This window comes from Dyella sp. 01N36 (assembly GCF_056399745.1).
Genome location: NZ_JBFTRY010000107.1, coordinates 1 through 12,111, shown reverse-complemented (window position 1 = coordinate 12,111; position 12,111 = coordinate 1). Strand labels below are relative to the sequence as shown.

At 65.7% G+C, this 12,111-nt stretch carries 12 protein-coding genes; 7 read left to right on the top strand and 5 right to left on the bottom strand.

Annotation, left to right across the window (positions count from 1 at the left end):
* On the top strand, positions 1-270 hold a 270-nt coding region (gene msrB, locus AC1DMG_RS15115), incomplete at its 5' end, for a peptide-methionine (R)-S-oxide reductase MsrB (protein WP_477180709.1).
* Positions 271-280: 10 nt separating this feature from the next.
* On the opposite strand, the gene AC1DMG_RS15110 is transcribed toward msrB, so the two are convergent.
* From AC1DMG_RS15110 to AC1DMG_RS15100, 3 genes are read right to left on the bottom strand one after another with little or no spacing between them, the layout of a single operon-like run.
* Complete coding sequence (locus AC1DMG_RS15110) at positions 281-1,204, bottom strand: histone deacetylase family protein (protein ID WP_477174973.1); 924 nt, start codon at positions 1,202-1,204, stop codon at positions 281-283.
* Positions 1,205-1,210: 6 nt separating this feature from the next.
* A complete protein-coding gene (locus AC1DMG_RS15105; protein WP_477174972.1) occupies positions 1,211-1,777 on the bottom strand; it encodes a cob(I)yrinic acid a,c-diamide adenosyltransferase in 567 nt (188 codons plus the stop codon).
* Positions 1,778-1,796: 19 nt separating this feature from the next.
* Complete coding sequence (locus AC1DMG_RS15100; RefSeq protein ID WP_477180708.1) at positions 1,797-2,402, bottom strand: hypothetical protein; 606 nt, start codon at positions 2,400-2,402, stop codon at positions 1,797-1,799.
* A gap of 146 nt (positions 2,403-2,548) precedes the next feature.
* Here AC1DMG_RS15100 and ubiH point away from each other — a divergent pair, with 146 nt between their 5' ends.
* From ubiH to AC1DMG_RS15085, 3 genes are read left to right on the top strand one after another with little or no spacing between them, the layout of a single operon-like run.
* On the top strand, positions 2,549-3,778 hold the full coding sequence (ubiH, locus tag AC1DMG_RS15095; protein WP_477174971.1) for a 2-octaprenyl-6-methoxyphenyl hydroxylase: 1,230 nt from the start codon (positions 2,549-2,551) through the stop codon (positions 3,776-3,778).
* Entirely contained in the window at positions 3,775-4,995 is a 1,221-nt protein-coding gene (locus AC1DMG_RS15090) for an FAD-dependent oxidoreductase (protein WP_477174970.1), read from the top strand. The genes ubiH and AC1DMG_RS15090 overlap by 4 nt, the downstream gene beginning before the upstream one ends.
* 34 nt (positions 4,996-5,029) lie before the next feature.
* Positions 5,030-5,818 (top strand): dienelactone hydrolase family protein, encoded by a 789-nt coding sequence (locus AC1DMG_RS15085; RefSeq protein ID WP_477180707.1) that lies wholly within the window; start codon positions 5,030-5,032, stop codon positions 5,816-5,818.
* A gap of 44 nt (positions 5,819-5,862) precedes the next feature.
* Here the strand turns inward: AC1DMG_RS15085 and AC1DMG_RS15080 are convergent, their stop codons facing one another.
* Complete coding sequence (locus AC1DMG_RS15080) at positions 5,863-6,339, bottom strand: hypothetical protein (protein ID WP_477179102.1); 477 nt, start codon at positions 6,337-6,339, stop codon at positions 5,863-5,865.
* Positions 6,340-6,460: 121 nt separating this feature from the next.
* Entirely contained in the window at positions 6,461-7,462 is a 1,002-nt protein-coding gene (locus tag AC1DMG_RS15075; protein WP_441604385.1) for a polyprenyl synthetase family protein, read from the bottom strand.
* A 136-nt stretch (positions 7,463-7,598) separates the two neighbouring features.
* Between AC1DMG_RS15075 and AC1DMG_RS15070 the strand changes: the two genes are divergently transcribed.
* The 3 genes from AC1DMG_RS15070 (at position 7,599) to AC1DMG_RS15060 (ending at position 11,826) form a co-directional block, all read left to right on the top strand.
* Positions 7,599-8,816, top strand: coding sequence for an MFS transporter (locus tag AC1DMG_RS15070; protein WP_477180706.1), 1,218 nt, complete (start codon positions 7,599-7,601; stop codon positions 8,814-8,816).
* A 192-nt stretch (positions 8,817-9,008) separates the two neighbouring features.
* Complete coding sequence (ggt, locus tag AC1DMG_RS15065; RefSeq protein WP_477175194.1) at positions 9,009-10,748, top strand: gamma-glutamyltransferase; 1,740 nt, start codon at positions 9,009-9,011, stop codon at positions 10,746-10,748.
* Positions 10,749-10,851: 103 nt separating this feature from the next.
* Positions 10,852-11,826: a VTT domain-containing protein gene (locus tag AC1DMG_RS15060; protein WP_441604383.1), complete on the top strand. Its 975-nt coding sequence runs from the start codon at positions 10,852-10,854 to the stop codon at positions 11,824-11,826.
* The last annotated feature ends 285 nt before the right edge of the window (positions 11,827-12,111 follow it).

The window sequence follows — 12,111 nt, the reverse complement described above, 5'->3', positions numbered from 1 at the left end:
ACCTACGTCTGCGTTGCCTGCCAGGCGCCCTTGTTCGCGTCGGAGGCCAAATACGATTCGGGTTCCGGCTGGCCCAGTTTTTTCCAGCCACTGACGCGCAAGGCCATCAGCCTCATGCAGGACGACAAGCACGGCATGCGCCGCACCGAGGTGCGCTGTGCTGTCTGCGAGTCGCATCTGGGGCACGTCTTTCCGGACGGCCCCAAGCCGACCGGCCTGCGCTATTGCATCAATTCGGTGGCGCTGGATTTCAGCCCGTCCGGCGCCTGATGGCCAGGGCTCAGGCGTCGAGCAGCTCGCCCACGTGGGCGGCCACGCTGGTGGACAGGGCGAGCAGGTTGTAGCCACCCTCCAGGGTCGACACCACGCGACCCTGCGCGTGCGCGCGGGCCACGTCGACCAGGCGCTGGGTGATCCAGGCGTAGTCCTCGCTGCCGAGGCGCAGGTCGGCCAGCGGATCGTTGCGATGGGCGTCGAAGCCCGCCGACACCAGTAGCAGCTGCGGCTTGAACGCGTGCAGCTTGGGAATCAGCACGCCCTCCCACAGCTCGCGGAATTCATAGGAGCCATCACCGGGAGAAAGTGGTGCGTTGACGATGTTGCCCACGCCGTGTTCGTCGGCGCGGCCGGTTTCCGGATAGAGCGGCATCTGATGGCTGGAGATGAACATCACGCGCGGCTCGCGGGCGAAGATGTCCTGCGTGCCATTGCCGTGATGCACATCGAAGTCGGCGATGGCGACCCGCTTGAGCCCGTGCGCGGCGATGGCATGGGCCGCGCCGACGGCGATGTTGTTGAACAGGCAGAAACCCATCGCGCGATCGGGCGTGGCGTGGTGGCCCGGTGGGCGCACCGCGCAAAACGCCATGCCACCCTCGGCTCCCAGCACCGCATCCACCGCTGCGACCACGGCGCCGGCCGCCCGCAGGGCGGCTTCGGCCGAGCCGGGCGACATCAGGGTGTCTTCGTCGAGGCGCACCGTGCCTTGCTCGGGCGTGATCGCGAGGATGCGGTCGACATGCTCCGGTGTGTGCACCCGCAGCAACTGCTCGCGCGTGGCGCGCGGCGCTTCCACTCTATCGAGTGCCGCAAAGCGGTCCTGATCCAGCGCCTGCAGCACCGAGCGCAGGCGCGAGGGCGACTCAGGCTGGGCCGGACCGGGATCGTGCTGCAGGCAGCTGGCGTGGGTGTAGAGCCGCAGCATCGAGGGTCACGCCTGGGGCTTGCGGCGGCGCTCGTGCTGCCACAGCACTTCGCCGTGGCCACTGGCACGGGCCAGCACGCGCGCGAGCACAAACAGCAGGTCGGACAGGCGATTGAGGTAGCGCTGCGCTTGCGGGCGGACTTCTTCCACGCGACCCAGCGCAATCACCTCGCGCTCGGCGCGTCGGCACACCGTGCGTGCCAGATGGCAGCAGGACGCGGCCATGCCGCCGCCCGGCAGGATGAAATCCTTCAGCGGCGGCAGCGGATCGTTGAAGTGATCGAGTACTTGCTCGAGCTGGTCGATATCGGCGTCATGGACCATCGCCATGCCCGGGATGCAAAGCTCGCCGCCCAGGTCGAACAGGTCGTGTTGCACCTGGGTAAGCGTTTCGCGCACATCCTCGCCCACGCCATCGCAGGCCAGCACCATGCCGATCGTGCTGTTGAGCTCATCGACCGTGCCGTAGGCACCAACGCGCAATGAATCCTTGGCGACGCGCGAACCGTCGCCCAGACCGGTGCTGCCGTCGTCGCCCGTGCGCGTGTAGATCTTCGAAAGACGGTTACCCATCGCGGCTTGCCTATGGAGATCAGTGCGACAGCTTGGAGGAATCAGCGTGACCGAGCATGCGCGACAGCTGCACCACCAGGCCATGCACCACCAGACCCAGCGCCACATAAAGCACCGTGGTCTCGAGGAAGAAGCCGTACCAGTCGACCATGTTCTCGAACCATGCGGCGAAGCTGCGCGGCTGCGGCACGGTGCTGCTCAGCCAGTAGTAGCTGCCGTTGGAGATGACGTAGCAGGCGAGCCAGCTGCCCAGCAGGGCGGCCACGGTGAAGCCGAGGCTGCGCGCGTTGAGGCCCAGCTTCTGGCCGGCCAGCCAGCTGCCGCCCAGCCACAGGCTGGCGTATGCCGGGACCAGGGCCCAGTAAGCCGCCGAGACGCAGTAGTGATCCCAGAAACTGATGCCCTGGTTGCTGATGACCAGGTAGTCCACCAGCACGGCCTCGGCCAGCAACAGGGGCAACGCCCAGCGCACTGAGCCGCGCAGCCAGAAGCYGGCCAGGAAGAAGATGCCCCACGAGGCATCCCACACATCGTGATGGAACAGCGAAAGGTGAATACGGGTCGCGGCCATCACCACGGCCAAGGCCAGGAAGATGCCTAGGCGCTGGGTCTGCGTCTTAGCCATGAGCTGCTCCAAAAAGGTCGCGTCGAATGCAAGCGGCAAGTCTATCGCAATTGGGCAGAGTCAAGCCCGGGGTCCAGCGGCTCGCTGTCGTCGGGCCTTCCACACGTCATAGTTCAGAGCATCCCCGGCGCGTATCATGCGGCGCCATGACGAACTCATCCTCCCAGCCTGCTGCCACGCGGCCGGTGCTCATCGTCGGCGGCGGACTGGTCGGCGCCAGCCTGGCCATCGCCCTGGACGCGGCCGGCATCGATGCCGTGATGGTCGAAGCGGCGGCGCCACGCATCGGCGATCAGCCCAGCTACGACGAACGCAACCTCGCCCTGGCGCGCGCTACCGTGAACGGCCTCACTGCCATTGGCGTGTGGAAACACGCCGCGGCCCAGGCCACGCCGATCCATCACATCCACGTCACGCGGGCCGGCGAGTTCGGCAGCGTGCAGATGGATGCGGCGCGGCAGGGCGTGGATGCCCTGGGCTGGACGCTGCCTGCGCGCGAACTGGGCGCGGCACTGCTGCGGCGGCTGGACGAATGCACGCGCCTGCGCCGCCTGGCGCCCGCGCGGGTGGAGTCGCTGGAGCCGGTGGCCGATGGTTGGCGCGCGCGCATCCAGACCAAGGACGAGGTCGTCGAGATCGAGACGCCGCTGCTGGTCGGCGCCGATGGCACCGCCTCGTTCGTGCGCGAACGGTTGGGCATCGAGGCGGAGCGCCATGATTATCGCCAGACCTTGTTTGTCTGCACGGTGACGCCGGAGCGCGACCACGCGCAGCGTGCCTACGAACGCTTTGCCGACCACGGACCGATCGCCCTGCTGCCGCTCGCCAATCGTCGTTGCGGACTCGTGCTCACCGTGTCGCAAGCCGAAGCCAAGGCCGTCGAAGCGATGGATGACGAGGCCTTTATCGCGCTGGCGCAAGAGCGCTTCGGTTGGCGGCTGGGGCGGCTGAGCCGTCCCGGCAAGCGCCACCCTTATTCGATCCAGCGGGTGGCGGCGCGTTCGCTGGTCTCCACGAGGGCGGTGCTGGTGGGCAATGCCGCGCAAACGGTGCATCCGATTGGCGCGCAAGGCTTCAACCTGGGATTGCGCGATGCGCTGACGCTGGCCGAGATGCTGACCAACGCCTCTGATCCGGGTTCCGAAGACTTGTTGGCGAACTACGCGGCCCGCCGTGCGCCGGATCGCGAAGGCACCATGGCGATGAGCCATGGACTGGTGCAACTGGCCTGCCTGCCGCAACCCTTGCTGGCGCCGTTGCGTTCCTTGGCCATGCTGGCGTTCGATCGCCTGCCGCCGTTGCAGCGTTTGCTGGCGCGGCGTGGCATGGGTTTCCGCGGCGAGCCGCCCAAGGCCGTGCTGGAGCGTCTGCCATGAGCGTGACATCGATCGCCCGCAGCGAATCGCGTCGTCGCGGTCCTGCGCTTGACGTGGCCGTGGTGGGTGGCGGCATGGTCGGCGCGGCGACGGCATTGGCGCTGGCGCGTGCCGGCTTTGCCACCGCACTGCTCGAGGCCCGCGCGCCGGCACCGTGGTCGGTGCAAGACGAAGTGGATTTGCGCGTCGTGGGATTGGCGCCATCGTCGATCACCTTGCTTGAGGACCTGGGCGTCTGGACGTCCATCCGCGCGTCGCGCGCGAGTCCTTATGCGCAGATGCACGTATGGGATGCCGCGAGCGGTGCGGTCATCCACTTCGATGCCGCGCAACAGGACCGCGACCTGCTTGGTTACATCGTCGAGAACAATCTCGTGCAATGGCAGCTCTGGCAGGCGCTGGAGTCCGCCGGCGTGCGTCGCCTGTGCCCCGCACAAGTCAGAGGCTACGAGGTGCTCGAGGATCGCGTGCAGCTGAGCCTGCAGGGAGCGGAGGCGGAGACGATTTCCGCACGTCTGCTGGTTGCCGCCGATGGCGCTGCCTCACCGTTGCGCGCGATGGCGGGCATCGAAACCCATGGGCGGGACTATGCGCAGCGTGGCGTGGTGGCGCATGTCACGACGGAGCGCGCGCACGAAGGCACCGCCTGGCAACGCTTTCTCGATACCGGACCGCTGGCCTTGCTGCCGCTGGCGGACGGTCGCAGCTCGATTGTGTGGTCGCTACCCGAAGCAGGAGCGCTGCGTGTACTGGCGCTCGACGATCAGGCGTTCTTCGACGCGCTCGGCGTGGCCAGCGATTTCAGGCTCGGACGCATCACCGGCGCCACCGCACGTGCGGCGTTCCCCTTGCGCCTGCAGCTGGCCGAAACCTATCAGGCCGAGCGCTTCGTGCTGCTCGGCGACGCCGCGCATGCGGTGCATCCCCTGGCAGGACAAGGCGTAAACCTGGGCTTGCGTGATGTGGTGGAACTGCGTGACACCCTGGTCGCTGCTCGCGATGCCGGCAGCGATATCGCCGCGCCCCACGTGCTGCGCCGTTATGCGCGCCGCCGCCGCAGTGCCGACACGATGGACGCGCTGGGCTTCGATGCGCTGGCGCGCATCTATGCGTGGCAGGCCTCGCCGCTGGTGGCCGCGCGTGGTCTGGGCGTGCGCCTCATCGACAAGTTGTCACCGATCAAACGCAGACTCGCGGAACACGCCGCCGGCCTGTAGACCGTTCGAAACCCCGCAACCAGGAGTGGACGTCATGCGCATTGCCCGTCTTTGCAGTTTGCTGTTGCTGTCAGGAGCCGCGTTCGCCGCGCAGGCGAAGATGGTGGAAAAGCCGGTCGAATGGACGCAGGACGGCACCACCTTCCATAGCGTGCTGGTGTATGACGATGCCGTCGCCACCAAGCGTCCCGGCCTGGTGATGGTGCCCAACTGGTATGGCGTGAACGATGGCGCCATCAAGAAGGCCGAAGGCATTGCGGGCAAGGATTACGTGATCCTGGTCACCGACATGTACGGCGAAAAGATCCGCCCGACCAACGACGACCAGGCCAAGGCCGCGACCAAGCCGCTGTATACCGACCGCGCGCTGATGCGCAAACGCATCGACCTGGCGCTGGAGCAATTGAAGGCGCAGGGCAAGAGCGCGCCGATCGACGTCAGCAAGCTGGCCGCCATCGGCTTCTGCTTCGGCGGCTCCGCCGTGCTTGACCTGGCTCGCAGCGGCGCCGACGTGGCCGCGGTGGTGTCGTTCCACGGCGGCCTGCAGACCGACGACCCGTCGCTGGCCAAGAACATCAAGGCGCGCGTGCTGGTGATGAATGGCGCCGACGACAAGGGCACCATGCCCGACGCCGACAAGTTCATGGACGAAATGCGCGGCAGCAAGGCCGACTGGCAGTTCGTGGTGCTGGGCAATGCGGTGCATTGCTTCACTGAAACCGATCAGCACAGCGCCGGGTGCGCTTATGACGAACGTGYGGCGCAGCGTAGCTATCGTTTGATGCGCGATTGGCTGCATGGGGCGTTCACGGCTACCCCTTGAAGCGCTTGGACGAGGCGCGCATGACGCGCCTCGTCGCCCGCCGCTCAGTCGAGTTCGCGCCAGTGCAGGCAGGCGCGGATGCATGAAAAAAGCAACATCAGCGCGATGACGGTAAAGCACGACATCATGAGGTAACTCGTCCAGAAGAAGGCTGGATCGAACGTCATGGAGACGTAGCGATCACTGTCGTAATGCCTGCGGCCGCTGATATCAGTGAATTGCGTGCCTTGGCAGCGCTTCATGAGGCATCGGATGGCGCCAGACGAGAGCACCCGGTAAGAAATCCAGCTGAGCGGGCCGAGCATCGTGGTCGCCACGAGCATGCCCATCAGCACGCCGCTGCGGAACCCGGGGAACGGTTTCTTCCTTTTCGCGTATCCACGCGATTCATTGACGAGCGCGATGACGACGGTGATGACGGCAATGGCGATCATCTGCCACGGCGCCAGCGCGTCGCCGTTCAGCGCTATGCGGTAGGGATGAAACGCGTCCACCATCCACTGTGGGTCGGGCTTGGGCATCATGTCGTCCTTGAACACTCGGGGAGTTCAAGAACGAGTATGGCTTGGGGTGTCGCCTCAGGAAAGGCCCGCCCGGCGCCGTCGATCGGTGACGCGGGAGTCGCGGGCCACGCGTGAAAAATCAGAAGCTGCGCTGCACCGAATAGTCCGCCAGCGTCGCCATGGCGTCGCGCCACGGCGAATCGGGCAGGGCGCGCAGTGCATCGCGTGCGGCATCGGCGTGCATCACGGCGCGTTCGTGGGTGCGTTCGAGCGCACCGGAATCGCGGATGGCGGCGATGATGCGGTCGAGCGAATCGAGGCCGCCATGTTCGATGGCGTGGCGCAGCGACTGCTTCTGTTCGGCATCGGCGCGCTGCAGCGCGTAGATCAGCGGCAGCGTCGGCTTGCCTTCGGCCAGATCGTCGCCGATGTTCTTGCCCAGGGTGCCTGCGTCCGAGGTGTAATCGAGCAGGTCGTCGGCGATCTGGAAGGCGTAGCCCAGCTGCATGCCGTAGCGGCGCAGGGCGGTGCACTGTTCCACCGGCAGGCCGCCCAGCAGGCCGCCGAGCTCGGTGGCGGCGGCGAACAACACGGCCGTCTTGCGTTCGATCACATTGAGGTAGGCAGCTTCATCGACGTCGGCGTTGCCGATGTTGAGCAGCTGCAGCACCTCGCCTTCGGCGATGGTGTTGGTGGTGTCGGCCAGGATGCGCATGATGCGCATGTCATCGAGCTCGACCATCATCTGGAACGAGCGCGAATAGAGGAAGTCGCCCACCAGCACGCTGGCCGCGTTGCCCCACAGGGCGTTGGCGGTCTTGCGGCCGCGGCGCAGGTCCGATTCGTCCACCACGTCATCGTGCAGCAGGGTGGAGGTATGGATGAACTCGATGACTGCGGCCAGCTTGATGTGATGCTCGCCGTGGTAGCCGGCAGCGTTGGCCGCCAGCACGTGCAGCATCGGGCGCAGGCGCTTGCCGCCGCCGGCAATGATGTGGTCGGCGATCTGGTTGATCAGCACCACGTCCGACGACAGGCGTTGGCGGATCAGGGAGTCGACCCGGTGCATGTCTGCAGCGGCGAGCCCTCGAACGGCGGCAAAGTCGGCAGAGCGGCGGGTGTCGGCTTGGGTCGTGGTCATGAGGCAGTCATAGCGTCGTATCACGGGATTATAGAGAGAGTTGGGCGCAAGAAACCGCCGCGACACGGCACCACGGTTGGTTTTTTGGGGTCAAACGTATAATCGGTGACTCATGCGACCCTTTTAAGAAGCCCCGGTGAGCAAACTCTCCCCACTTGAACGACGCAGCGCGCTGACCCTGGCCTGTGTGATCAGCCTGCGCTTGTTTGGCCTGTTCCTGATCATGCCGGTGTTTTCGCTGTACGCGCAGCAGATGCCGGACGCCACGCCGTGGCTGATCGGGCTGGCGCTGGGCGTGTATGGCCTGGGGCAGGTCCTGCTGCAGATACCGCTGGGCCTGTTGTCGGATCGCATCGGCCGCAAGCCGGCGATCACCCTGGGCTTGCTGGTATTTGCCGGCGGCGGCCTGGTGGCGGCCATGTCGCACGGGCTGCTGGGCATCGTGATCGGACGTGCCCTGCAGGGCATGGGCGCGGTGGCGGGTGCGGGCACGGCCCTGGCCGCCGACCTGACGCGCCATGAAAACCGCAGCAAGGTCATGGGCATCATCGGCGTATCCATCGGCGTGGCGTTTCTGCTGGCGCTGATTCTCGGTCCGCCGCTGGAAGCCGTGGCCGGCCTCTCCGGCCTGTTCGCGGCCACTTCCATCCTGGCCCTGGCGGCGCTCGTGCTGCTGTGGCTGATCGTGCCCACCCCGGAGCGGGYGTCCGCGCCGGCAGCAGCCAACTGGGCCAGTGTTTTGTCGATGTTGCGTGATGGCCGCATGCTGGTGCTCAACGGGTCGGTGTTCTTTCTGCACATGTTGTTGACGGCCAGCTTCGTGGGCTTGCCGCTGCTGTTGGCCAACCGACTGCATTTGCCGGTGAATCGTCATTGGGAGCTTTATCTGCCGGTGATGGTGATCGCGGCCTTTGTGCTGGGCGCCTGCCTGCATCGCATGCGCGATCTCGCGCAAAGCCTGAACCTGGTGGCTGTATGTGTCGTCGCGACCGGGTTGGGGTTGCTGGGATTTGGCCTGTCCGGCGATCACGTGGCGGTGTTGGGGGTGGCGGCGGCGGTGTTCTTCTCCGCCTTCAATCTGCTGGAAGCGGCGCTGCCCAGCCTGGTCTCGCAATTGGCGCCCGGCTCGATGCGAGGTGCGGCGATGGGCGCGTATTCGACCAGCCAGTTCCTGGGCGCCTTCGTCGGCGGCGCGGTCGGCGGCATCGCGCTGGGCCGGCTCGGCACCGATGGCGTATTTCTTTGCGCGGCGGCGCTCACCCTGGTCTGGTTGCCGCTGGTGCTGCTCGGCGCTCGTCGTATCGAGGCAGGACGTGCAGGTCTGGATACCGCCCCTGCTGCCGGCGGCGCGTAACGCGGCCACGGATGCTCAAAGATGCGGCGGCGTTCCTTGGCATCGGATCGCCCGGCAGTGTATGACGTCGGGCTGACGTGACGGGGCGGCTGAGCTCGCCGCCGTCGCGCGATTTGACCATCGACGAGGCCGCCCATGTCTGCACGCCCATCCCGCCTATCGCGTCTTTACGCTGTCACGGCCCTCGCCGCGATGACGAGCTTTTACGTAGGGCACGCCACGGCCCAGGAGATCAGCCGCGGCGATCGCTACTCGGGCAACACCTGGGCCTCGCGTTCGCCGGTGATCGCGCAACACGGGATGGCCGCGACCGAGCAGCCCCTCGCCTCGCAGGTCGCCATCGATATCCTCAAGAAGGGCGGCAGCGCGGTGGATGCGGCGATTGCCGCCAATGCCGCGCTCGGCCTGATGGAGCCGGTGCTCAACGGCATCGGTGGCGACTGCTTCGTGATCGTGTGGGACCCTAAAACGCGCAAGCTCTATGGCTACAACGGCTCCGGCCCGTCGGCGAAGGGGCGCGACCTGGCCAAGATGCAGGCCGAGGTGAAGGCCGCGTATGCCAAGGCGGGCATGCCGGTGAAGGATCACATTCCCTCGGTGGGTTCGCTGCCGATCACCGTGCCGGGCACGGTCGATGCGTGGTTCGCGCTGCACGAGAAGTTCGGCAAGCTGCCGATCGCCGACGACTTGGCGCCGACCATCGCCTATGCCAAGGACGGCTTTCCCATCACCCAGCTGGTGGCCAAGTACTGGAAGGGCAACTTCGCCGCGTTCGAGCGCGAGAAGGGGCTGATCGAGGAATTGGACAACGCCCGCCACACGTATCTGATCGATGGACACACGCCTGCCGAAGGCGAGGTGTTTCGCAATCCCGATCTCGCCCGCACGCTCAGCCTGATTGCCGAAGGCGGCCGCGATGCGTTCTACAAGGGTGCTATTGCCCACACCATGGACACCTATTTCAAGCGCATCGGCGGTGACCTGCGTTACGAGGATTTCGCCAGCTATCACGGCGAATGGGTGACGCCGCAATCGGTGAATTATCGCGGTGTCGACGTCTACGAACTGCCGCCGAACGGGCAGGGTTTCGCGGCGCTGGAAATGCTGCAGATACTGAAGGGTTTCGACCTGCGCAAGATGGGTGTGGGCAGCGCCGATGCCATCACCGCCATGCTGGAAGCCAAGCGCCTGGCCTATGAAGATCTCGCCAAGTTCTACGCCGATCCGAACTTCGTCAATGTGCCGATGAAGGGCCTGATTTCCGAAGCCTATGGGGAGCAGCGGCGCAAGGAGATCCATCTGGATCACGCCAACCCGTCGATCGGTCCTGGCGATCCGCGCCTGTTCAATGGCGACACCACGTATTTCACCACCGCGGACAAGGACGGCATGATGGTGTCGATCATCCAGTCCAACTATCGCGGCATGGGCTCGGGCCTGGTGGCCGACGGGCTGGGCTTCATGTTCCAGGATCGCGGCGAGCTGTATTCGCTCAAGCCCAAGGCCGCCAACGTGTACGCCGCGGGCAAGCGGCCGTTCCACACCATCATTCCGGGCTTTGCGATGAAGGATGGCGAGCCGTGGCTGGCCTTCGGCGTGATGGGCGGCGACATGCAGCCCCAGGCTCATGTGCAGGTGCTGACCAAAATCATCGATTTCGGCATGAACGTGCAGGACGCCGGTGATGCCGCGCGCTGGCGCCACTACGGCAATGCCGAGCCCACCGGCGAGCCCTCGCTGGGCATCGGCAAGGTGGAGATGGAATCGGGTTTTGACGCTGGCGTGAAGGCCGAATTGACACGACGCGGCTATACGATCGAAGCGGGTACGGGCAATTTCGGCGGCTACGAGGCCATCATGTTCGACCCGAAGCAGCGGGTGTACTGGGGTGCCACCGAAATGCGCAAGGATGGCGAGGTCGTCGGCTACTGAGGCTGAGATCGGGTCAGCCTGTTTAGACGAAAAATCGATTGTTTTTACGAGCGCCGGCCCCAATGATGGAGGGGCCGCAAGATGTCATCGGTCGAGGTTTGCCATGGCCCACCACATCATCGAGCTGATCGCCCAATACGGGCTGCTGCTGGTATTCGTCAACGTGCTCATCGAGCAGGCGGGCGTGCCGCTGCCGGCCGTACCGACCATGATCGTGGCGGGCGCTTTGGCGTCGACCGAGCGTCTGCCGCTGACCGGCGTGGTCGCCGTGGCGGTGCTGGCCTGCCTGCTGGCCGACTACGCCTGGTATGCCGCAGGCCGCTATTTCGGTGGCGGCGTGATGCGCACGCTGTGCCGGATCTCGCTGTCGCCCGATTCCTGCGTAAAGCAGTCGGAACTGCGCTTCCAGCGCTGGCGCGGCGGCGTATTGCTGCTCGCCAAGTTCGTGCCGGGTCTCTCCACCGTGGCGCCCCCACTGGTCGGTGCGATGGGTCTGCGGACGGCACCGTTCGTGTTTTTCGATGGCCTGGGGTCGCTGCTCTGGGTGGGTGTGGCGGTGAGCCTGGGCTATGTGTTCTCGACCCAGATCGATGAGTTGCTGGTCACGCTGGCCAATGCCGGCAGCGTGGCGTTGATGCTGATCGGCAGCCTGCTGGTGCTCTACATCATCATGAAATGGTGGCAGCGCCACCGCCTGATCCGCGCCTTGCGCATGGCGCGCATCACCGTGCAGGAACTCAACGACGAACTCAACAAGGGCCGCAATCCGGCCATCGTGGACGTGCGTTCGGAAGCGGCGCGCATGCTCGATTCGCGCATCATCCCCGGCGCCTTGCTGGCCGATGTGAACAGCGTCGACATCATCGTCAACGCCGTGCCGCTCGATGCGGAGCTGGTGATCTACTGCACGTGCCCGAATGAGGCCTCGGCTGCCCTGGTGGCCAAGGCGCTGATGTCGCGCGGGTACAAGCGGGTGCGCCCGTTGCTGGGCGGGCTGGATGCCTGGGATGAGGCTGGCTATCCGGTCAATCGCGCGCCGGCGGCGAATGACGGCGACGTGATTTCCCACGCGGTCTGATCCGATCGTGTAGGAGCGCACCCTGTGCGCGACCGCCGACCGTAGGGCGGCCTGTTCGGCCGCGTTCGCGCACAGGGTGCGCTCCCACAGGGGAAACGGCGCCCGAGACGCCCCCGGGCAAATTTTTACGGTTTCTATACGCGGCCGGGTGAATTCGCTACCCCTTTCTTATGCGCCGCTTCCGACAATTTGCACCGTTAACTAAGACGGTGAGTCGGACTTCAATGGACGCCCTTTATCTGCTTTTTTCGATCGTGCTGTTTGCAGCGCCGCCGCAAACAGCAC